The organism is Rahnella sp. 1L-D-7-B-C2, from assembly GCF_057290995.1.
In genome coordinates this window covers 47,783-68,288 of sequence record NZ_JBXAVQ010000007.1, presented here as the reverse complement: position 1 = coordinate 68,288, position 20,506 = coordinate 47,783, and the positions used below count along the sequence as shown (strand labels likewise).

The 20,506-nt window shown below is 55.0% G+C and carries 20 protein-coding genes; 8 read left to right on the top strand and 12 right to left on the bottom strand.

Annotated features, from left to right (window positions below; genetic code table 11):
• Positions 1-77 precede the first annotated feature (77 nt).
• Entirely contained in the window at positions 78-494 is a 417-nt protein-coding gene (gene cueR / locus AC0Z7K_RS13595; RefSeq protein WP_485614873.1) for a Cu(I)-responsive transcriptional regulator, read from the top strand.
• On the opposite strand, the gene AC0Z7K_RS13590 is transcribed toward cueR, so the two are convergent.
• From AC0Z7K_RS13590 to tesA, 5 genes are all read right to left on the bottom strand, one after another.
• Positions 476-937, bottom strand: a complete 462-nt coding sequence (locus tag AC0Z7K_RS13590; protein WP_485614871.1) for an NfeD family protein — start codon at positions 935-937, stop codon at positions 476-478. The genes cueR and AC0Z7K_RS13590 overlap by 19 nt on opposite strands.
• On the bottom strand, positions 937-1,857 hold the full coding sequence (locus tag AC0Z7K_RS13585) for an SPFH domain-containing protein (protein WP_413528149.1): 921 nt from the start codon (positions 1,855-1,857) through the stop codon (positions 937-939). Before AC0Z7K_RS13585 ends, AC0Z7K_RS13590 begins: the two co-directional genes overlap by 1 nt.
• Positions 1,858-2,099: 242 nt before the next feature.
• Positions 2,100-2,957 carry a co-chaperone YbbN gene (locus tag AC0Z7K_RS13580; protein ID WP_485614869.1) on the bottom strand — a complete coding sequence of 286 codons (858 nt, stop codon included), beginning with the start codon at positions 2,955-2,957 and terminating at the stop codon, positions 2,100-2,102.
• 207 nt (positions 2,958-3,164) lie between these two features.
• Positions 3,165-3,941 (bottom strand): SDR family oxidoreductase, encoded by a 777-nt coding sequence (locus tag AC0Z7K_RS13575; RefSeq protein ID WP_413528151.1) that lies wholly within the window; start codon positions 3,939-3,941, stop codon positions 3,165-3,167.
• Between the two features lie 121 nt (positions 3,942-4,062).
• Entirely contained in the window at positions 4,063-4,692 is a 630-nt protein-coding gene (tesA, locus tag AC0Z7K_RS13570; protein ID WP_413528293.1) for a multifunctional acyl-CoA thioesterase I/protease I/lysophospholipase L1, read from the bottom strand.
• On the opposite strand from tesA, the gene ybbA reads away from it, so the two are divergent.
• The 4 genes from ybbA (at position 4,663) to AC0Z7K_RS13550 (ending at position 9,182) form a co-directional block, all read left to right on the top strand.
• Positions 4,663-5,349, top strand: coding sequence for a putative ABC transporter ATP-binding protein YbbA (ybbA, locus tag AC0Z7K_RS13565; RefSeq protein WP_485614868.1), 687 nt, complete (start codon positions 4,663-4,665; stop codon positions 5,347-5,349). The two genes, tesA and ybbA, sit on opposite strands and share 30 nt — an antisense overlap.
• Positions 5,346-7,778, top strand: coding sequence for a putative ABC transporter permease subunit YbbP (ybbP, locus tag AC0Z7K_RS13560; RefSeq protein WP_485614867.1), 2,433 nt, complete (start codon positions 5,346-5,348; stop codon positions 7,776-7,778). Before ybbA ends, ybbP begins: the two co-directional genes overlap by 4 nt.
• 73 nt (positions 7,779-7,851) lie before the next feature.
• Complete coding sequence (locus AC0Z7K_RS13555; protein WP_485614866.1) at positions 7,852-8,361, top strand: transposase; 510 nt, start codon at positions 7,852-7,854, stop codon at positions 8,359-8,361.
• Complete coding sequence (locus tag AC0Z7K_RS13550; RefSeq protein ID WP_485614955.1) at positions 8,340-9,182, top strand: IS3 family transposase; 843 nt, start codon at positions 8,340-8,342, stop codon at positions 9,180-9,182. Before AC0Z7K_RS13555 ends, AC0Z7K_RS13550 begins: the two co-directional genes overlap by 22 nt.
• 58 nt (positions 9,183-9,240) lie before the next feature.
• Here AC0Z7K_RS13550 and purK read toward each other — a convergent pair whose 3' ends face one another.
• Positions 9,241-10,305, bottom strand: coding sequence for a 5-(carboxyamino)imidazole ribonucleotide synthase (purK, locus tag AC0Z7K_RS13545; RefSeq protein ID WP_485614864.1), 1,065 nt, complete (start codon positions 10,303-10,305; stop codon positions 9,241-9,243).
• Positions 10,302-10,811: a 5-(carboxyamino)imidazole ribonucleotide mutase gene (gene purE / locus AC0Z7K_RS13540; protein WP_413528155.1), complete on the bottom strand. Its 510-nt coding sequence runs from the start codon at positions 10,809-10,811 to the stop codon at positions 10,302-10,304. Before purE ends, purK begins: the two co-directional genes overlap by 4 nt.
• 198 nt (positions 10,812-11,009) lie before the next feature.
• Between purE and AC0Z7K_RS13535 the strand changes: the two genes are divergently transcribed.
• Entirely contained in the window at positions 11,010-11,642 is a 633-nt protein-coding gene (locus AC0Z7K_RS13535) for a MiaE family protein (protein WP_413528156.1), read from the top strand.
• Here the strand turns inward: AC0Z7K_RS13535 and lpxH are convergent.
• Together lpxH and ppiB are read right to left on the bottom strand one after the other, a co-directional pair.
• Complete coding sequence (gene lpxH, locus AC0Z7K_RS13530; RefSeq protein WP_485614863.1) at positions 11,626-12,348, bottom strand: UDP-2,3-diacylglucosamine diphosphatase; 723 nt, start codon at positions 12,346-12,348, stop codon at positions 11,626-11,628. The two genes, AC0Z7K_RS13535 and lpxH, sit on opposite strands and share 17 nt — an antisense overlap.
• A gap of 26 nt (positions 12,349-12,374) precedes the next feature.
• Positions 12,375-12,869 (bottom strand): peptidylprolyl isomerase B, encoded by a 495-nt coding sequence (ppiB, locus tag AC0Z7K_RS13525; RefSeq protein ID WP_056771274.1) that lies wholly within the window; start codon positions 12,867-12,869, stop codon positions 12,375-12,377.
• A gap of 227 nt (positions 12,870-13,096) precedes the next feature.
• Between ppiB and cysS the strand changes: the two genes are divergently transcribed.
• Positions 13,097-14,488, top strand: coding sequence for a cysteine--tRNA ligase (cysS, locus tag AC0Z7K_RS13520; protein WP_485614862.1), 1,392 nt, complete (start codon positions 13,097-13,099; stop codon positions 14,486-14,488).
• A 78-nt stretch (positions 14,489-14,566) separates the two neighbouring features.
• Positions 14,567-15,433, top strand: a complete 867-nt coding sequence (gene alkA / locus AC0Z7K_RS13515) for a DNA-3-methyladenine glycosylase 2 (RefSeq protein WP_485614954.1) — start codon at positions 14,567-14,569, stop codon at positions 15,431-15,433.
• Here alkA and AC0Z7K_RS13510 read toward each other — a convergent pair.
• The 3 genes from AC0Z7K_RS13510 to AC0Z7K_RS13500 all read right to left on the bottom strand — a co-directional run bounded on the left by AC0Z7K_RS13510 (position 15,427) and on the right by AC0Z7K_RS13500 (position 20,377).
• Complete coding sequence (locus tag AC0Z7K_RS13510) at positions 15,427-18,420, bottom strand: PAS domain S-box protein (RefSeq protein ID WP_485614860.1); 2,994 nt, start codon at positions 18,418-18,420, stop codon at positions 15,427-15,429. The genes alkA and AC0Z7K_RS13510 overlap by 7 nt on opposite strands.
• A gap of 283 nt (positions 18,421-18,703) precedes the next feature.
• Positions 18,704-20,143: a magnesium transporter gene (gene mgtE / locus AC0Z7K_RS13505; RefSeq protein ID WP_413528160.1), complete on the bottom strand. Its 1,440-nt coding sequence runs from the start codon at positions 20,141-20,143 to the stop codon at positions 18,704-18,706.
• Between the two features lie 36 nt (positions 20,144-20,179).
• Positions 20,180-20,377: a YfgG family protein gene (locus AC0Z7K_RS13500; RefSeq protein ID WP_485614858.1), complete on the bottom strand. Its 198-nt coding sequence runs from the start codon at positions 20,375-20,377 to the stop codon at positions 20,180-20,182.
• Between the last annotated feature and the right edge of the window lie 129 nt (positions 20,378-20,506).

The window sequence follows — 20,506 nt, the reverse complement described above, 5'->3', positions numbered from 1 at the left end:
TTGTCTTGACCCGATAGTGAACTTTCATTAGTTATAGAGGATAAACCTTCCAGCAAGGGGAAGGTCAAGGAGTCAAAATGAATATCAGTGATGTGGCGAAAAAAACCGGGCTGACCAGCAAAGCGATCCGTTTTTACGAAGAGAAAGGGCTGGTGACTGCGCCGATGCGCAGTGAAAACGGTTATCGCAGCTACGCGCAAAAACACATTGAAGAGCTGACGCTGCTGCGTCAGGCGCGGCAGGTGGGATTTACGCTTGATGAGTGTCAGGAGCTAGTGGCGCTGTTCCATAATCCCGAGCGCCACAGTGCCGATGTGAAAGCACGTACGCTGGAAAAGGTCGCGGAAATTGCGCGGCATATTGAAGAACTGAAAGTGATGCGCCAGCGTCTGCTCACGCTGGCGGAGTCCTGTCCGGGAGATGACGGTGCAAACTGCCCGATCATCGACAATCTCAGTGGCTGTTGTCACAATCCTCAGGATTTGCGGGATTGAGGTTCCACCCGCAGCGTCGCGCCTTCCACACCGGTAATAATGACTTCGTCACCGACGCTTAAGGGCGAGGTACAGATTGCCCGCCAGCTGCTGTCGCCGATTTTTACCCGCGTGAAGTGATTTACCAGCGGCTCAATCGCGGTGGCATAAGTGCCCACCAGCTGCTGGCCGCGCTGGTTCAGCGACGCGTTGTTGCTGTTTTTATCCACGCGCTGATTTAGCCACTTCCACCACAACCACGCGGCGATAATGGTGAGTACGGCAAACGCCGCACCCTGCCATTCCCACTGCAGCGGCAGGATCCAGGTAACTAACCCTACCAGCGCCGCAGCGACGCCGCTCCACAACAAATAACCGCTGGCCCCGACGAGCTCAGCTGCCAGTAACAGGCCGCCGAGCGACAGCCAGAACAGATGCGGCGTTGCCATCAGGTTTTGCAGCATTATTTGCCGCCTTTGGTTTCTTTTAGTAATTCAGCGATACCACCAATCGAGCCCATCAGGCTGCTGGCATCCAGCGGCATCATAATCACTTTGCTGTTGTTGGCAGAGCCAATTTTGGTCAGTGCATCGGTGTATTTCTGTGCCACAAAGTAATTGATGGCATGAACGCTGCCCGCCGCGATGGCTTCAGACACCATTTTGGTCGCCTGCGCTTCGGCTTCTGCTGCACGTTCACGCGCTTCAGCCTGTAAGAATGCCGACTGACGTTCACCTTCGGCTTTGAGGATCTGCGACTGCTTTTCACCTTCAGCGCGCAGAATAGCCGACTGACGCACACCCTCCGCTTCAAGAATATCGGCACGCTTGGTACGTTCAGCTTTCATCTGCGCGTTCATCGCAGAAATCAGTTCAGCCGGTGGACGCACGTCGCGGATTTCGATACGGGTGATTTTTACCCCCCACGGATTGGTGGCTTCATCGACGATATGCAGCAAACGTGCGTTGATATTGTCGCGCTGTGACAGCATCTCGTCGAGTTCCATTGAACCGAGAACGGTACGGAAGTTGGTCATGGTCAGGTTGACGATCGCCTGTTCCAGATTACTGACTTCATAGGCGGCACGCGCCGGGTCGATGACCTGAATGAAACACACAGCATCGATGGCAACATTGGCGTTATCGCGGGAGATCACTTCCTGAGAGGGGATATCCAGCACCTGTTCCATCATGTTGATCTTGCGACCGACGCGGTCAACAAAAGGTACAACGAGGTTCAGCCCCGGCATCAGAGTTTTGGTATAACGGCCGAAGCGTTCGACGGTCCACTGGTAGCCTTGCGGCACTATCTTGATCCCGGCGTAAACCACCAGCAGCGCGAGGACAATCAAAATGATGATTGGGATGGGAATAAGGTCAAACATAGTATGAAACTCCTGTAAAACTGTGTCCTGAATATTCCGGCTGGAATATCCCGATAAAACAAGTCCCTGAGCGTTTACCGATGGCAAGACGCGAGGTCAATTGTCGCACACTTACGTGAGTCATCGTATTATTAAAGGATAGTTCAGAGGGGAAAAAGACAGGAAAAAGGGCACAAAAATACGCACACCGGCTGGGGGAGGGCCGGTGTGCGCCGGGTCTTAATTCGTTACTTTCTAATCAATCAATACAGCAGAGAATATAGCTGTCGGCGATATTTTGCGGCCAGCGCATCGCCGGTGCCTAATGCGGCCATAATATCCATCAGCGTTTTACGCGCAGTACCGTTCGCCGCACCTAAATCTTTCTTCAGCGGTGCCATCAGCAGATCCAGCGCTTCCTCGTTACGCCCGACCTGATGCAGTTGCAGGCTGAGTTTCACCACCAGCTCGGCGTTATCCGGATCGCCTGACAGTTCCATCTGAAGTTGTTGAATCTCAGGGGTATCCGCCGCTTGCTTCAGCAGTTCAATCTGCGCGATGAGTCCCTGATAGCGGGAATCTTTATCCTGCAACGGAATGGTCGCCAGCACGGCTTCGGCGTCGTCGATGCGGTTCAGATGAATGTGTGTTTCAGCCAGCAGCAGACCGATATCGCTGCGCTGATTGCTCAGCTGCCACGCGTCTTTCAGCAACGGCAGCGCTTCCTGCACGTTGCCTTCCTGCAACAGTTCCTGCGCCTGAGCCAGTTTCAGCTCTTCTTCTTTAGGCAGGACTTTTTGCAGCAGTTCACGGATCACCTCTTCCGGCTGCGGCCCCTGGAAACCATCCACCGGCTGACCGTCTTTGAACAGGTAAACCGCAGGAATGGAACGCAGGCCAAACTGTTGGGCGATCATCTGCTGCACATCGCAATCGACCTTCGCCAGAATGAGCTGACCGGCGTATTCGGCAGCCAGTCGGTCAAGAATTGGCCCCAGTTGCAGGCAGTGCTGGCTGCGTTCGGACCAGAAGTAGAACATCACCGGGACAGACATGGATTGCTCCAGCGCCTGTTGCAGATTGGTTTCGTCGATATCGATAATAGTCGGTTCTGCAAGCATGAATTCGTTCTCTCGCTACCCTTCATACTTCGAGCTGCAGATGCGTGGCTACGCTCATTCACCCGGCTCACTGAGTTATCTCAGCTCCCGGGGACTCATGCGCCTGGCGCCTTACTGCAACTCAAATTATTTTGGGTATTTAAAATTAAAGTATTAAGAAACAAGTGGGGGCGGGCAATCGCTGCTTCAATCCCTGACTGCTTTTACTCAGCTGTTTCCGCGTAAAACTTTGTCCAGCAAGCGGCCAGGCAACAGACGTTTAAGTACGGTCAGTGCATGGGCGACCAGCGTGACCGGATAACGCAGGCGTGCGCGCGGATTTTCTAAAGCATGGTGCAGTTTTGGCAAAACTGCTTCCGGCTTGAGCGTAAAACGTTGCGCGATCCCCGGATTTTCCACCGGCTGGTCAGCCTGTGACTGATTCACATTGGCGGTGAAATTGCTGCTCAGCGGGCCGGGTTCAATCAGGCTGACCTGAATGCCGGTGCCATGCAGCTCCATGCGCAGCGTATCGGACCAGGCTTCCAGCGCGAATTTACTCGCGGCATAGACGCCACGGCGCGGCGTGGTAATCAGCCCCATCACCGAACTGGTCTGGATAATGCGCCCCTCGCCGTGCGGTAACATGGCAGGCAGCAAAAGCTGTGTCAGCTGATGGGTGCCGAACAGGTTGGTGGAAAATTGCTTCTCGAATTGCGCCCGGCTGATGCTGCTCAGCGGGCCGTAAACGCCATATCCGGCGTTGTTGAACAGGCCATACAGGCGGTTGCCGGTCAGCGCGATGACTTCGGCGGCGGCCTGTGCGACGCTGTGCTCGTCATCGAGATCTAACTGTACGGTCTCAAATCCCATCTGCTCAAGTGTGTCAATATCCTGCGCTTTCCTGCAGGCGGCCAGCACCCGATAACCACGACTGCGCAAATCCTGCGCCGCAACCAGCCCGATACCGCTGGAACAACCGGTGATTAATACTGCTTTTTGCATAACTTTACCTGTGAGGTGTCCCTATTTTTTATAGCTGTGATTTACTAGGGAGTCGGGTGAAAAAGGTAACGCCTTGGTTTTACTCACGTCCCGGTATTATTTTATTTATCGTATTTTAAACCTAATTACTCAGCAGCGGAGCGAGTTTCTCAGCCATCCAGTCGGCGATAAACGGCTGAGCGGCCAGCGCAGGATGTAAACCGTCGTCCTGCATCCATTCCGGCTTCGCGGCGACCTGTTCCATAAAGAACGGCACCAGCGGCACGTTTTCCTGCTTCGCCAGCGCGGGATAGATGGCGTAGAACGCATCACCGTAGCGGCGGCCATAGTTTGGCGGCAGGCGGATTTGCATCAACAACGGTTGGGCATCGGCCTGCTTTATCTGGCTGATAATCTGCGTCAGCGTTTGTGAAATAGTTTGTGGCGGGAAACCCCGCAGCCCGTCGTTGGCACCCAGTTCAATCAGCACCCAGCGTGGATGATGTTGTTGCAGCAGCGCAGACAGTCGCGCCAGCCCTTGTTCGGCGGTATCGCCGCTGATGCTGGCGTTAATAATGGTGGGTTTATTCCCCTCTTTTTTCCATTTGTTATTAAGCAGTGACGGCCACGATTCGGCTACCGGAAGGCGATAGACAGCACTCAAACTGTCGCCAATAATCAGCAAGTTATCAGCAGCAACGGCGCGAAAACTCAATAATCCTAACAACATAAGGAAGGGGAGATGCCAGCGGAAAACGTTCTTGAAGTTCATCATCTTAATAAGCACGTCGGTCAGGGTGAAGGACAGCTAACCATCCTGTCCGGTGTGGAGCTGGTTGTCAAACCGGCGCAGACAATTGCGCTGATCGGCGAGTCCGGTTCCGGCAAATCCACGTTACTGGGAATTCTTGCCGGGCTGGACGACGGCTCCAGCGGCGACGTGGTATTGCTCGGCAAATCTCTCAGTTCGCTTAACGAAGAAGGCCGCGCCGCGCTGCGTGCGAAAAATGTCGGCTTTGTGTTCCAGTCCTTCATGCTGGTGCCGACGCTGAATGCGCTGGAAAACGTTCAGCTTCCGGCGTTGCTGCGCGGTGAAAGTGACAGCAACAGCCGTCAGCAGGCAGTGCAGTTGCTGGAAAGTCTCGGGCTGGGCGGACGTTTGCATCATCTTCCGGCACAGCTTTCCGGCGGCGAGCAGCAGCGTGTTGCGCTGGCGCGGGCATTTATCGGCAAGCCGAAACTACTGTTCGCCGATGAACCCACCGGCAATCTGGATCGCGCTACCGGCGAGCGCATCGTCGATCTTTTGTTCTCTCTGAACCGCGATGCGGCCACCACGCTGATTCTGGTCACCCATGACGAGCAACTGGCTGTGCGCTGCCAGCGGCGTCTGCGTCTGCGTGACGGTAAGTTGTGGGAGGAAGCATGATCTGGCGATGGTTCTGGCGCGAATGGCGTTCGCCTTCGTTACTGATCGTCTGGCTGGCGTTGACGCTGGCGGTGGCCTGCGTGCTGGCGCTCGGCAGTATCAGTGACCGTATGGATAAAGGGCTGAGCCAGCAAAGTCGCGAGTTTATCGTCGGTGACCGCGTACTGCGCTCTTCCCATCCGATCACCGAAGCCTGGTTGCAGGACGCGGAAAAGCAGGGGCTGAAGGTCAGCCGCCAGCTTTCGTTCATGACCATGACGTTCGCCGGAAACACGCCTCAGCTGGCGTCGGTGAAAGCCACCGATCTGGCCTATCCGTTGTACGGAACATTACAGACTGAACCGGTCGGGCTGAAACCGGAACCGGGCACCGTGCTGGTCGCGCCGCGTCTGCTGGCGTTGCTGAACGTGAAAGTGGGTGACAATCTGGATGTCGGCGATGCCACGCTGAAAATTGCCGGCGTGATTGTGCAGGAACCGGACTCGGGCTTTAATCCGTTCCAGACGGCTCCGCGGGTAATTATGAATCAGGAAGATGTGCCGAAAACCGGTGCCGTCCAGCCAGGCAGCCGCTTGACCTATCGCTATATGTTTGCCGGAACGCCTGAGGCGATTCAAAGCTACGGCGACGCCATTAAAGGATTGCTGAAACCCGATCAGCGCTGGACCGGCATGGAAGATTCCGACGGTGCGCTGGGCAAATCCCTGCAACGTTCGCAGCAGTTCCTCACGCTCTCGGCATTGCTGACACTGATGTTGTCGATTGCCGCGATAGCCGTATCGATGGGGCATTATTGCCGCAGCCGTTACGATCTGGTGGCGGTGCTCAAAACGCTCGGCGCCGGGAAGAGGGCGCTGCGCAGGCTGATCATCGGCCAGTGGATAGCGGTAATGGTGCTGGCAGGCATTTGCGGCAGTGTGGTCGGGCTGGCGTTTGAAGCGGGGCTGATGAAGGTACTGGCACCGGTTCTGCCTGCGGCGCTTCCGCCCGCCGGCGTCTGGCCGTGGGTGTGGTCGATGGGCGCGATGGTGGTGATCTCGTTGCTGATCGGTATCCGCCCGTACCGCCAGCTGCTGGCGACTCAGCCACTGCGCGTGTTGCGTAACGACGTGGTCGCCAACGTCTGGCCGCTGCGCTATTTCCTGCCGGTGATGGTGCTGGTGGTGGTCGGGCTGCTGGCGGCGCTGATGGGCGGAAGTTCGCTGCTCTGGTCACTGCTGGCAGGCGTACTGGTGCTGTCTCTGTTGCTGGGGGTGATCGGCTGGGGCGCGCTGTTATTACTGCGCCGCCTGACGTTCCGCCAGCTGCCGCTGCGTCTGGCGGTCAACCGACTTCTGCGTCAGCCGTGGGTAACGCTGAGCCAGCTGGCGGCGTTCTCGATGTCGTTTATGTTGCTGGCCTTGCTGCTGGTGATGCGCGGGGACTTGCTGGACCGCTGGGAGCAACAGCTGCCGCCGGACAGCCCGAATTATTTCCTGCTCAACATCACTAAAGAGCAAATCCCGCAGGTGACGGATTTCCTGCATCAGCACAAAGCCGAGCCGGAAACCTTCTATCCGATTGTGCGTGTACGTCTGACCAAAATTAACGACAAGATTGCTACCGATATCATCAAACCTGACGATGCGGGTGGTGAGGCGGTGAACCGCGAGCTGAACCTGACGTGGATGAACGGTCTGCCGGATCACAATCCGCTGGTCGCAGGCAACGGGCCGCCGAAAGCCGGTGAAGTGTCTATCGACGAAGGGCTGGCGGGGCGTCTGGGCGTAAAGCTCGGCGATACCGTAACTTTCAACGGTGATACGCAGGATTTCAGCGCCAAAATTACCAGCCTGCGTAAAGTGGACTGGGACAGCCTGAAACCAAACTTCTACTTCATCTTCCCACCGGGCGCGCTCGACGGCCAGCCGCAAAGCTGGCTGACCAGCTTCCGCTATCACGGCGACGACAGCACGATCACGCAGTTCAACCGCCAGTTTCCGACGGTCAGTATGCTGGATATCGGCTCGATTTTGCGTCAGGTTGGACAGGTTCTGCAGCAGGTGAGCAGGGCGCTGGAAGTGATGGTGATTCTGGTGATGTTGTGTGGCGGCCTGCTTTTGCTGGCACAAATTCAGGTTGGGATGCGTCAGCGGCGTCAGGAGCTGATCGTCTATCGCACGCTCGGTGCCAGTAAAAAGATGCTGCACCGCACGCTGTGGTGTGAGTTTGCGGTACTCGGGCTGGTCGCCGGTATCGCGGCGGCCATCGGGGCGGAAGCGGCATTATGGCTGTTGCAGCGCAAAGTGTTCGATTTCCCTTGGGAGCCGAATTACCTGATGTGGATTGCCGTACCGGTAGTCAGCGCGCTACTGCTCTCGGTCTGCGGCGGCTGGCTGGGTGTGCGGTTGCTGCGGGGAAGGGCGTTGTTCAGGCAGTATGACAGTTAATGGTTTTACTCCTCCCCCTTCGCTGAACTGAACCCCGAATGTTGGACTTTTTAAACCTTCATTCGGAGTTCATATGAAATACACTCTTCAAATCAAACTCATGGCCGTCAGGCATTACCTTGACGGCCATGGCGGCTACAAACTTACCGCCAAAAAGTATCAGGTTCCGACCTCCTCACTTCGGGCATGGACTGCGGCTTACCGCCTTCACGGTCAGGCCGCCTTGTTACCCAAAACCTCGTCTTACTATTCTGCCTATTTTCGTGCTCACGTAGTGAACGTCGCGCTTCGTGAACATCTTTCTATGCGTACCGCCGCTGGGCGGTTTAATATTTCTGATCATAAAACCGTCAGACGCTGGGTGCAGGAGGCCAGAAAGGCCACCACCACGGCAGAGAAAGAGAGAAAAGACATGGCTCAGAAAGCTCAAAAAACCGCAAAACAGCCTGAAGAAATGACGCCTGCAGAACTGCTGGAAGAAGTCCGCTATCTGCGCGCCGAACGTGCTTACCACGAAAAGTTAGACGCCCTGATGAAAGCAAAAGCAGAACAGAAGAAAAAATCAACGCCATCAGGGCATTAATCGGTGAGCATCGTCTGCGTGACCTGCTGAAATCCGCGACGCTGCCACGCAGCACCTGGTACTGGTGGCAATCGCGTGAAGCGATCGGTTGCGACGTGGCGCTGTGCGATATCATCCGGCAGATAGCCATCCGCCACAAACGCCGCTACGGCTACCGGCGTGTCACTGCCGCACTGCATAATCAGGGGCTGCAGGTGAATCATAAAAAGGTCAGCCGTCTGATGGCAGAAATGGGTGTGCAGGCGCGTGTGCGGGCTAAAAAATACCGAAGCTGGAAAGGCGAAATCGGCATGGGGCCGGCGCCGGACCTGCTCAAAAGAGAGTTTACGGCTTGCGGTCCCGGTGTGAAGCTGGTGACAGATGTCACAGAGTTCAACGTAGCGGGAAGCAAGCTGTATTTATCGCCGGTCATGGATCTGTATAACGGTGAAATCGTGGCGATGAGTATGGGAACGCGGCCGACTTATGAGCTGACAGAAAGGATGTTAAAGCAGTTACTTACTTCAGGTCATGTCAGAAAAAATGCGTTATTCCACAGCGATCAGGGGTGGCAATACCGCATGAGTGCATGGCAGAAACAGGTGAGTGATGCGGGGTTGCGGCAGAGCATGTCGCGCAAAGGTAACTGCTATGATAATGCGGCGATGGAAAGCTTCTTCGCGGTGTTAAAAACGGAAATGTTCCACGGTAAAACTTACGCGGGCACAGAAGAACTGGCAGCGTCGATAGAGGAATACATCGGGTACTACAATCACGACAGGATTAAAATGAAACTAGGCGGTATGAGTCCGGTAGAATACCGGACTCATATGTTCCCCTAACGTAAATCTGAAGTCCAACTTTAAGGGTTCAGTTCATCGCAGGGGAGGGAGCTTAAAGTTACAGCTTTGCCATCGCCCATTCGATCCCGCTGGCGTACTCTTGCGGCAGCATCAGGATCAGTGCGGACAGGTTATCTTTCAGCAGGCTGGCACTGGCATCGTTGAGATTCAGGTGTCCGACTTTACGTCCGGGACGGACTTCTTTCTCGTACCAGTGCAGGTTCACCAGCGGCAGGCTGAGCCACTGCGTGGTGACATCGGTACCAATCAGATTGACCATCACCGACGGCGTACTGACGACAGGTTTCGGCAGTGGCAGGCCAAGGATCGCCCGCAGGTGCATTTCAAACTGGCTGTAAGATGCGCCGTTTTGCGTCCAGTGCCCGCTGTTATGTACGCGTGGGGCCAGTTCGTTGATCAACAAACCTTCGCTGACCACAAAACACTCCATCGCCATCACGCCGACATAATTGAGTTCATTAAGAATTGCCGACAACATGTTTTCCGCCTGCTGTTGCAGGGCGACGTCGGGCTGCGGCAGCGCTACGCTGGTGCGCAGAATGCCGTCCTGATGCAGGTTGTGGGTGAGCGGATAAAAGACAGTTTTACCATCGTGACCGCGCGCACCGACCAGCGACACTTCGCCGGAAAAATTGATGCCCTGTTCAACGATGCATTCGCCGTAGCAGTCTTTCGGCAATGCCGCTTCTTCGCCAGAACGCAGACGCCATTGGCCGCGGCCGTCGTAACCGCCGACGCGACGTTTTACAATCGCCAGTTCACCGAGCTCTGAGAAAACCTGCGGCCATTCGGCGGCATCAGCCAGTAACTGCCACGGCGCGGTGGCCAGACTGAGCTTATCCAGTAACTGCTTTTGCGTCAGGCGATCGGCCAGACGCGGAAAAATGTCGCGGTTCACGAACGCGGTGTGCGTCGCCAGTTCGCGGGTCAGCGCGGTTTCCGGCCAGCGTTCGATTTCGGCGGTGATGACGCTTTGCTGATAAGGCACGGCTTCCGGTTCGGCATCAAGACCCACCGGATAAACGGCAATCCCCAGCGGTTCGCCCGCCTGACGCAGCATTCTGCCTAACTGACCGTTTCCGAGTACGCAGACGGGCTTCATGCTTCCTCCCGCGGATCCGGATTATTCAGGACTTCATCGGTTTGTGCCTTGCGCCATGCGGCCAGGTTTTTGCTGATTTGAGTATCGTGCAGTGCCAGAATTTGTGCGGCCAGCAGGGCGGCGTTCGCAGCACCTGCTTTGCCAATAGCCAGCGTACCCACCGGAATGCCGCGCGGCATTTGTACGATGGAATACAGGCTGTCGATGCCGCTCAGCGCAGCACTTTGCACCGGCACGCCCAGCACGGGTACCAGCGTTTTTGCGGCCAGCATGCCCGGAAGATGCGCCGCGCCGCCTGCGCCTGCGATGATTACATCAAACCCGTTGGCCGAAGCTTGTTCCGCGAAAGTGAACAATTTGTCCGGCGTGCGGTGAGCGGAGACGATATCGACATGGAAAGGAATATTCAGCGTTGTGAGCACTTCGGCGGCGAACTGCATGGTCGCCCAGTCACTTTTAGACCCCATAACGATGGCTATTTTTGCCGGGGTAACGTTGGATGACATGTCTGTATAGCTCCTGTGATTATGCAAGCATCGCCAGAGGACAGGTTCTGGCGGAGAGGGCGCAAATGATATCACGCTCATGAAGCAAGGAAAACGGTTGCGTCGCCGCAGAACCGCGCTTTTTTGCTGAGAAGTTGTCGGCAGATTTGTATAATCCCATCCACTCTATTGATAGCTCACACGACGGGAAACTGATTTATGACGCAGGCTTTACTGGCACCGATTTATGATTTTCTGCACTGTGAAACACCGGCTCTGTGGGTGGATGTTGCGCTGGAAAATCAGGCGGTGATGCTGATTGACCACGCCAACTGCGAAAAGAAGGCGGCGGCCACGGCGATGAGCCTGATGACCAAATACCTCGACCGTACCGAATTATTATTTTGTGCCGCGCGGCTGGCACGCGAAGAGCTGCACCACTTCGAGCAGGTGGTGGAAATCATGCAAAAGCGCAACGTCACTTACACCCAGCTTTCGCCGTCGCGCTATGCGAGCGGCATGATCAAACACACCCGGCATCACGACGATCTGAATATTCTGGTGGACCGGCTGATTATCGGTGCCTACATCGAGGCGCGTTCCTGCGAACGTTTCGCTAAAATCGCGCCACATCTGGATGACACATTGTCGCGTTTTTACACGTCACTTTTGCGCTCGGAATCACGGCACTTCGCCGATTATCTGGCGCTGGCGGAGCAGTATGCCGGCACGGATATCAGCGATCGGGTGGAATTTTTCGGGAGGATTGAAGCGGAGTTAATTTTGTCGCCGGATGAACAGTTCCGCTTTCACAGCGGAACACCCGTGTGCGGTCTCAAAACGGGAAGCTGACCAGCTCCACGTTTTCGGCAGTCACTTTGACCATCGATCCTTCTTCGTGCCATGCGCCCAATACCACGCGGTGGCCGGTTTTATCACCGAGCGGCACGTCGTGGACTGCGGGGCGATGCGTGTGGCCGTGAATCATCCATTCAACGCCTGCCGCCTGCATTTCGCTGACCACCGCCTGAGGATTGACATCCATAATTGCCAGTGATTTTCCCTGATTTGAGGCTTTGCTGTTGGCGCGCATTTTGGCGGCAATGCCCAGACGCCATTTTAGCGGCAACATCAGGAACAGCTTTTGGATCAGCGGATTGTGCACTTTTTTGCGGAAGTTCTGATAGGCGACGTCATCGGTACACAGCGTGTCACCGTGCAGGATCAGCACGCGGCGACCATAGAGTTCGAGGACTTTCTTTTCCGGCAGAAGCGTCATCAGGCTGTCGCGCGCGAAACGTCTGCCGAGCAGAAAATCGCGGTTGCCGTGGATGAAGAAACAGGGCACGCCTTGCTGATGGAGGTGGTTTAACGCCGCAGCGATTTGCTTATGCAACGGCTCAGGATCATCGTCACCAATCCAGGCTTCGAATAAGTCACCGAGAATGTACAGCGCGTCGGCCTGCGGCGCATCTTCGCGTAAAAAACGCAGAAAACCGGCAGTGATTGCCGGTTCCTGTGCGCAAAGATGAATATCTGCGATAAAAAACGTGGTCATCCCGACGTGTTCTTAATAAACGTCGGTTATTCGCTGACTGTAACGCTTTTGATCACAACATCTTCTTTTGGAACGTCCTGGTGCATGCCGCTGCGACCGGTTTTTACCGCTCTGATCGCATCAACCACGTCCTGACCTTCAACCACTTCTGCGAATACGCAGTAACCCCAACCTTGCGCGTTTTTGCCGCTATGGTTCAGGAAATCGTTGTCAGTCACGTTGATGAAGAACTGTGCAGTGGCAGAGTGCGGATCGTTGGTACGCGCCATCGCCAGGGTGCCTTTGGTGTTTTTCAGGCCGTTGTCTGCTTCGTTTTTAATCTGAGCATCAGTATTTTTCTGGTTCATGCCTGGCTCAAAACCGCCGCCCTGGATCATGAAACCGTCGATAACACGGTGGAAAATTGTGTTGTCGTAGAAGCCTTTACGGCAATAGTTCAGGAAGTTTTCAACCGTAACGGGCGCTTTGTCAGCAAAAGTTTTTACTACGATGTCGCCGTGGTTGGTGTGGAAAGTGACCATATTAATCATCCTGCTTATGTTGATGTGTGCTCTTAGTAAGAGTCGCTACTATAGCCTTTTCTTATACCATAACTCAAAAGTTGCCGTAAGCAGACGGTTTGTGACGACTAAAGCCCGTCCTGCGGCCTTATGCCGTTTCGGTGAAGGCGTTTTCGTTATATTATGAGGCGGAGTGTCGCGTAAGCGCACAACCATCATTTTCTACGCCCAACACACGGAATAGCCTGATGCTGAAGATTTTTAATACCCTGAGTCGCCAAAAAGAGGAATTCAAGCCAATTCATGCCGGTAAAGTCGGGATGTACGTGTGTGGGATCACTGTTTACGACCTGTGTCACATCGGCCACGGTCGCACCTTTGTATCTTTCGACGTGGTTTCGCGCTACCTGCGTTACCTCGGTTACGACCTGAAATATGTGCGTAACATTACCGATATCGACGACAAGATCATCAAACGTGCCGCTGAGAAGGGCGAACATTTTTCGGCCTTAACCGACCGTATGATTGCCGAAATGCACAATGATTTCGCTGCACTGAACATTCTGCCGCCGGATTCTGAACCGCGTGCCACACAGCACATTGATGAAATCATCGAAATCGTGCAAAAGCTTATCGATCGCAACCACGCTTACGTGGCGTCGAACGGCGACGTGATGTTCTGGGTGGAAAGCGATCCTGATTACGGTTTGCTGTCCCGTCAGGATCTGGATCAACTGCAGGCCGGCGCGCGCGTGGAAGTTGAAGCGAATGTGAAACGCAACCCGATGGACTTCGTGCTGTGGAAAATGTCCAAACCGGGCGAACCGAGCTGGACGTCCCCGTGGGGCGAAGGCCGTCCAGGCTGGCACATCGAATGTTCGGCGATGAACTGCAAACAGCTGGGCGATCATTTTGATATCCATGGTGGCGGTTCTGACCTGATGTTCCCGCACCATGAAAACGAAATCGCTCAGTCAAGCTGCGCGCACAACGGCCCGTATGTGAATACCTGGATGCACTCCGGCATGGTAATGATCGACCGTGAGAAGATGTCAAAATCACTGGATAACTTCTTCACCGTGCGCGACGTGCTGAAATATTACGATGCTGAAAGCGTGCGTTACTTCCTGATGTCCGGCCATTACCGCAGCCAGCTCAACTACAGCGAAGAGAATCTGAAACTGGCGCGAACCTCGATGGAACGTCTGTACACCGCACTGCGCGGCACCGACGCCAGTGCGACTCCGGCCGGTGGCCAGGCGTTTGTCGCCCGCTTCCGTGCGGCGATGGACGACGATTTCAACACGCCGGAAGCCTATTCCGTGTTGTTCGATATGGCGCGTGACATCAACCGCCTGAAAACGGAAGACATGGCGGCGGCCAATGGCATGGCGGCAGAATTGCGTCAACTGGCGGCGGTGCTCGGCTTGCTGGAGCAGGATCCGGAGCAGTTCCTCAAATCTGGTGCGCAGGCGGATAGCGACGACGAAGTGGCTGAAATCGAAGCGTTGATCAAACAGCGTAACGACGCCCGCGCCAGCAAAGACTGGGGCATGGCGGATAAAGCGCGCGACCGTCTGAATGAAATGGGTATCGTTCTGGAAGATGGAGCGGCAGGCACCACCTGGCGCAGAAAGTAGTCCTTTCTCCGTTTTTTCAGCTACGCTCAATGGCTCCCAACCGGGGGCCATTTTTATAAGGATCGTCCTGTGACAACCATGCTTCTGACCTATCAGCCACCCTATGACTGGCAATGGATGACAGCCTTTCTTGGCGCGCGCGCTTTGCTGGGCGTTGAGCAGCAGGACGGCGAATTCTACCAGCGCACGCTGGCGGTAATGCACAAGGGCGAACGTCTGACCGGCTGGTTCAGGATCCGACCATTGCCTGATCTCAACAGCGTTGAACTCGAGGTCTCGCCGTCGCTGGAACCCGTTGCGGATAACGTGGCGAAGCACGTGCGGCGGTTGCTGGATCTGGATGCTGAACCGGAGCAGATCGCCGCCGGGCTGGGGGCGCTGGCGGAAAATGCCATCGGGCTGAGATTGCCGGGCTGTGTGAACCGTTTTGAACTGGTGGTCAGGGCGATCCTCGGACAACTGGTCAGCGTGAAAATGGCCGCGACGCTGGCGACGCGGCTGACGCAAAAGTGGGGTGAACCGGTGAGGACGCCCTTTGCGGCGCTGACGCATCTATTCCCATCCCCGGCAACCCTCGGGCAACTGACGGTGGACGATTTACGCGGAATTGGCGTGCAGGCGAAACGCGCGGCCTGTCTGATCGGGCTGGCGCAGGCGGTGGAAGAGGGGCGGTTGCCGCTTGATGAAATGACCGATGCGCAGGAAGGAATCAAAATGCTGCTGGCGATGCCCGGCATTGGCAGCTGGACCGCCAGTTATGTGGCGATGCGCGCATGGTCAGCGCCGGATATTTTCCTTGGTGGAGATTATCTGATCAAACAGCGTTTTCCGGGCATGACGCCGGGTAAAATTGCCCGCTACGCCGAAATCTGGCAGCCGTGGCGCACTTACGCCACGTTGCATTTATGGTTCAACCATGACTGGCAGCCGGACACACCTCAGTGAATGCCGAAATAGCCGGTGTTGAGCAGTTTTTCCAGTGAGGTTTCCGGGGCGATGGTGTCGCCGCCAACCAGATCGATGCCGATCCCGGTCAGTTTCTCCAGCGTCTCGGTGATATCGGCCGGTCCCGCCAGCGTCTGAGCATTCAGCCGGTGGGTGTTGCCGTGCAAAATAGTCACCAGTACTTCATGCATCTGGTTGTAATGGATCTGCGCCATAAAGCTCGGGTCGATCTGCACGTAATCCACCGTATCAGCCGGCAGCTGGTTAAATTCCACCATGTTCTTACCAATGTTCTGCACCACAATTTTGCAGCCCCGACGGCGGATTTGTGCAATAAACACCCGTAAATCTGGATGCTTTAGCAGGACTGCGTCGTCAATCATCAGGTTGATTGATGACATTGGCAGCGGCGTTTCATTGAGCATCTCCAGCAAATCAGCGCGCAGCGATGGCAGCAACAAGCCTTCCGTCGACACCGGGATCGCCACGCAAATGCCTTTATTAGCGATGCCCTGTCCGTAATCGATCAGCACGCGGTGTAACAACCAGCGATCAACCTGCGGCATCATGTCGTAGAAATGAGCGGCCTGCAGGAACAGATCGGCGGTTTGCGCCATCTGATTGGGGAGCGCGAGCTGTAAAGACATCTGATAGAAGCACACCGACAGCGGCGTTTTGGGCGGCGACGCCGCACGGCAGTGCAGGGTTATCTGATTTTCACTCAAAATACGGGTGACGTCTTCGGGGCGGAACAGCGCCGTGTGCGAGGAAAGTTGCAGTTTTTGCCGTGATTCAAAGGTGAAAACCCGTCCGCGCCCGTTATGTTTGGCGGTGTAACAGGCGACATCAGCCTGTGCCATGTACTCACTGCCGCTGATATTGGCATTGTTAATCAGCGTGAGCCCGGCGCTGGCACCGATGCGGTAAATCTGATCTTCCCAGATAAACTGGTACGCATTGATCTTATTGACCAGCTGCTGAAGGGTATTCAGCCCCTGATCCAGCGGACAATCGAAAAGGATCAGCGCAAATTCATCGCCACCCAGCCGCGCCAGACGATCGCTGTTGCGAATGTGATCCTTCATCAGCGTACTGATTTGACGCAGTAATTCGTCGCCTGCTGCGTGGCCCGCCGTATCGTTTATAGCCTTGAAACGGTCGAGATCGATAAATGCCAGACTGTGCGCCTGCTGCTGTACCGCCGTCAGGCTGAGGGCTTTTTTCAGGCTTTTTTCGAAACTGCCGCGATTGGCTAAACCGGTGAGCAAATCATGCGAGGCGCTGTAGCTGAGTTTGCGCATCAGCTCACGGGATTTGCTGACGTCCTGCAAGACCAGCACAATGCCGATCGGTTCATCTTTCAGCGTGCGCAACGGCGATACTGCCAGCTGAACGTCAAACAGGCCGGTGCCGTGGCCGTGCAATACCAGAGACTGCTCGACCGAAGAGTGCAGATTCTCGCTGATATCGAACTGCTGCAAATTATCGAGCAACGGCCCTTCCGGCCCTTTGGTGATATGTACGATAAGGCCAACCGGCTGCCCTTGCGCCTCAGACTCTTTCCAGCCGGTCATCTTCTCGGCGACCGGATTCATAAAGGTGATGTTGAGATCCCGGTCGGTCGAAATCACGGCCTCGTTGATGGAATTGAGCGTGATGTGCAGCAGCTCTTTCTCTTCATGCAATGCTTCGGACAGACGTTTATTGGTGATTTCGGTGTGTTTCAGCTCGGTGATATCTTCAATCTGAGAGATGAAATAGAGCGGATTCTGGTTCTCATCGCGCACCAGAGAAACCGCCAGCAGCACCCAGACCATTTCGCCGCTGCGGCACAGGTAACGTTTCTCCATGTTGTAGCTCTGAATATCGTCGTCTAACAACTGCTGGAGCAGAGCGAGATCTTTACCTAAATCTTCCGGGTGAGTGATCTCCTGAAACGACAGTGTTTTCAGATAATCTGCCTCGTAGCCCAGCAGTTTGCACAGTGATTTATTCACCTGTAGCCATTTGCCCTGCGGCGAGACCAGTGCCATGCCAATCGCCGAATACTCCATCGCGTTACGAAAACGGTTTTCGCTCTGTGTGATGTGCGATTTTTCCGTGCGCAGGGCATGCATCGCCATCGCCATCGCATTCGCGGGCAGCAGAATCAGTAACAGCGGCAGGAAGATCAGCCCTTGTGGGATCTGGATGGCATGAGGCTGGACAGTAATAATGCCGCTGGTTTGCAGCAGGGCAATCATCAGCGTCATCGACAGGAAAATAATAAATGCCTCAATGCGCGGCAAACGAATGGCAGCCCAAAGCAGGGGGATCGTGATAAAGGCGAAGGTATAAGGCAGCCATTTGAGCGCCATAAAACCGAGCGACAGCGTCACAATCAGCGTGACCAGCAATTCAACCAGACGGCGGGAAGTCAGAATTTGCGTGAAATAACCTCGCTGATAGATAAGCCCCAGAGGAGTCAGCGCGAGGATTGCTACCGCTTCGGACATAAACCAGGTCGCAAAACGCTCCTGCAATTGCGCCGAGGTGTGGATGTGCAGAATGTACATCACCATGACCACTGAGCTGAACAGTGGACAGAAAATCACGGCAATGACTAAAAATTTCACCCAGTGACTCAGGCCGGAAAGCGGATCTTGTTGCGGCAATGCCCGACGCAGCAGCAGGGCGCACAGCGTGGCCTCGATCAGATTGTTGAGGGTGTAGGGCAGATAACCCAGGATGTGTGATCCCATAAGGGTATGCGCGGCGGCAATACCTAACGCCGCAGCGCAAAGCAGCGGGATCCAGTCCAGATAACGGTGATGGAACAGCACGGGGATCAGAAACGCCGTGGGTAACCACAATCCTGCCAGACTGGAGGTTTTTTGGATGATATTCAGACAGGCCAGAGCCAGCAGACAAATGGCGATGCCAGTCAGCAGAGGCACTTTCCAGTTGACCTTTTCCACAAGGAACGCGGTCGGTTTGCTTTTTTCCACGGTGAAAACCTTTTTCTGTCTGGCAATGAGCAGCAGGCAGTAACATTGACGTTTGTTTTTGCTGTTATTTATCACCGGCTCACTGGAGATAAGGCCTGTTCAGGCGATTCACTTTGTGTCGGTGTGAATGATTATTATTTTAGGATTATTAGTATGAATTCTACATCACTCTTTCGGCGATAACGAATAATCCGTTAATCGAAATAAAACGAGGTTTTCAGAGCTATTGTTGTGATTGTTTTGCGAAAAGGGGAATTCCCGGCCCGAGGGCCGGAAAACGCCATCAGATCAGGAAGATTGTGGCGAGGCCGAGGAAGATAAAGAAGCCGCCGGTGTCGGTCAGCGCGGTAATCATCACGCTGGAACCGATAGCCGGATCGCGGCCGATGCGCACCATGGTTAACGGAATAATTACACCCATCAGAGCCGCCAGCAGCAGGTTGAGAATCATCGCCAGCGTCATCACACCGCCCATCTCCCAGTCGCCGTAAAGCAGCCAGGTGACGATGCCCATCAGGCCGCCCCAGACCAGGCCGTTGATCAGCGCCACGCCGAGTTCCCTGAACATCAGAAATTTCAGGTTTCCTACCTGTACATGGTGCAAGGCCAGACCGCGCACGATCATCGTGATGGTCTGATTACCGGTGTTACCACCAATCCCGGCGACAATCGGCATCAGCGCAGCCAGTGCTACCAGCTGCGAAATCGTGTGTTCGAACAGGCCAATAACGCGCGACGCAATAAAGGCGGTACACAGATTGATCGCCAGCCACGCCCAGCGGTTACGTACCGCTTTGCTGACCGGAGAAAACACATCCTCTTCCGGGCTCAGACCGCCCATGCGGCGCAGATTGCTGTCAGTATCGTTATTGACGAAGTCGACGATTTCTTCCACCGTCAGTCGCCCCATCAGCTTGCCCTTTTTATCTACTACCGGTGCAGTAATCAGGTCATAACGTTCGAACGCGCTGGCGGCATCTTCGGCTTTATCTTCCGGTTCAAAGCTGGTGAGATCGGTAATCATCACGTCGGCGACTTTCGTCTCCGGCGGATTAAGCAAAATCGCGGTAAGGGGCAGTTCGCCGAGCAGGGTGTTTTTGCGATCGGTGATAAACAACTTATCGCTGGCCTGCGGAATACGTTTTTGCAAACGCAGAAAGCGCTGTACGGTCGCGAGCGTGACGTCCGGGCGGACGGTCATCAGCTCGAAATCCATGATACGGCCCACGCAATCTTTGTTGAACTTCATGACTTCGCGGACTTTTTCCCGCTGCTTCGGTTCCAGCGACGTGAGTACGCGGCCTGTCAGATCACGCGGCAGGTATTCCGCCAGATATACCTGATCGTCCACGTCGAGCAGCGACATGGTTTTCAGCAGGTCTTTGTCGCTCATTTCTTCGATCAGGCTGTCCCAGACGGTTTCTGAGACTTCGACCAGCGCTTTACCGCGCGCGGCCGGTTCGACCAGCCGCCACAGCGCCAGACGTTCGCGGATCGGTAACGCTTCGAGTACGTCGGCGACGTCGGCTGCGTGGAGTTTTTGTACCCGCGCGCTGAGCTCTGCGGTGTAGTCCATAAGCTGTGCGCGCGTGGCGTCATCAACTTCAATCTCTTCCCCGAGAATACTGTCGGCGAGTTCATCGGTGTTAAGCAGGAGATCGAGGATCCGGCGGCGACTTTCCGCCAGCTTTTGGCCGTAATTCTTTGGTTTTTCGGCAGACATTCAGGGCCCTTTCTCTTTTTTACGTCCGGCAGGCCTTCAGGGCGCCGGTATGGATTTCGTCGTATCGGTGTGTTCAGGACGGGCTTCGGTCTGCGCTTCGCGTTGAATTTGCTTTTGATTCTGATGATGCGAATACGCGCCGACAGCGGAGTAGACCAGACGTCCGAACAAAATAATAAAGCTTATCGACAACACGATTTTCGTCATCAACTTGATGTTGGATTTTCGAGACATAGTAAAGTCCGTTAAGGGGATCTTTGCTCCGGTGGCAGTGATAAAAGATGTAAATGATAACGGTTACAATATAACGCACAACTAAACGACTCTCCAGATAAAGGCAAAAAGCAAAAAGTGCGGTTTATT

Excerpts from the sequence above, each read along its gene's own strand:
- cueR (WP_485614873.1), top strand. The coding sequence starts at position 78 with ATGAATATCAGTGATGTGGCGAAAAAAACCGGGCTGACCAGCAAAGCG.
- AC0Z7K_RS13590 (WP_485614871.1), bottom strand. The coding sequence starts at position 937 with ATGCTGCAAAACCTGATGGCAACGCCGCATCTGTTCTGGCTGTCGCTC.
- AC0Z7K_RS13585 (WP_413528149.1), bottom strand. The coding sequence starts at position 1,857 with ATGTTTGACCTTATTCCCATCCCAATCATCATTTTGATTGTCCTCGCG.
- AC0Z7K_RS13580 (WP_485614869.1), bottom strand. The coding sequence starts at position 2,957 with ATGCTTGCAGAACCGACTATTATCGATATCGACGAAACCAATCTGCAA.
- AC0Z7K_RS13575 (WP_413528151.1), bottom strand. The coding sequence starts at position 3,941 with ATGCAAAAAGCAGTATTAATCACCGGTTGTTCCAGCGGTATCGGGCTG.
- ybbA (WP_485614868.1), top strand. The coding sequence starts at position 4,663 with ATGCCAGCGGAAAACGTTCTTGAAGTTCATCATCTTAATAAGCACGTC.
- tesA (WP_413528293.1), bottom strand. The coding sequence starts at position 4,692 with ATGAACTTCAAGAACGTTTTCCGCTGGCATCTCCCCTTCCTTATGTTG.
- ybbP (WP_485614867.1), top strand. The coding sequence starts at position 5,346 with ATGATCTGGCGATGGTTCTGGCGCGAATGGCGTTCGCCTTCGTTACTG.
- AC0Z7K_RS13555 (WP_485614866.1), top strand. The coding sequence starts at position 7,852 with ATGAAATACACTCTTCAAATCAAACTCATGGCCGTCAGGCATTACCTT.
- purK (WP_485614864.1), bottom strand. The coding sequence starts at position 10,305 with ATGAAGCCCGTCTGCGTACTCGGAAACGGTCAGTTAGGCAGAATGCTG.
- purE (WP_413528155.1), bottom strand. The coding sequence starts at position 10,811 with ATGTCATCCAACGTTACCCCGGCAAAAATAGCCATCGTTATGGGGTCT.
- AC0Z7K_RS13535 (WP_413528156.1), top strand. The coding sequence starts at position 11,010 with ATGACGCAGGCTTTACTGGCACCGATTTATGATTTTCTGCACTGTGAA.
- lpxH (WP_485614863.1), bottom strand. The coding sequence starts at position 12,348 with ATGACCACGTTTTTTATCGCAGATATTCATCTTTGCGCACAGGAACCG.
- ppiB (WP_056771274.1), bottom strand. The coding sequence starts at position 12,869 with ATGGTCACTTTCCACACCAACCACGGCGACATCGTAGTAAAAACTTTT.
- cysS (WP_485614862.1), top strand. The coding sequence starts at position 13,097 with ATGCTGAAGATTTTTAATACCCTGAGTCGCCAAAAAGAGGAATTCAAG.
- alkA (WP_485614954.1), top strand. The coding sequence starts at position 14,567 with ATGCTTCTGACCTATCAGCCACCCTATGACTGGCAATGGATGACAGCC.
- mgtE (WP_413528160.1), bottom strand. The coding sequence starts at position 20,143 with ATGTCTGCCGAAAAACCAAAGAATTACGGCCAAAAGCTGGCGGAAAGT.
- AC0Z7K_RS13500 (WP_485614858.1), bottom strand. The coding sequence starts at position 20,377 with ATGTCTCGAAAATCCAACATCAAGTTGATGACGAAAATCGTGTTGTCG.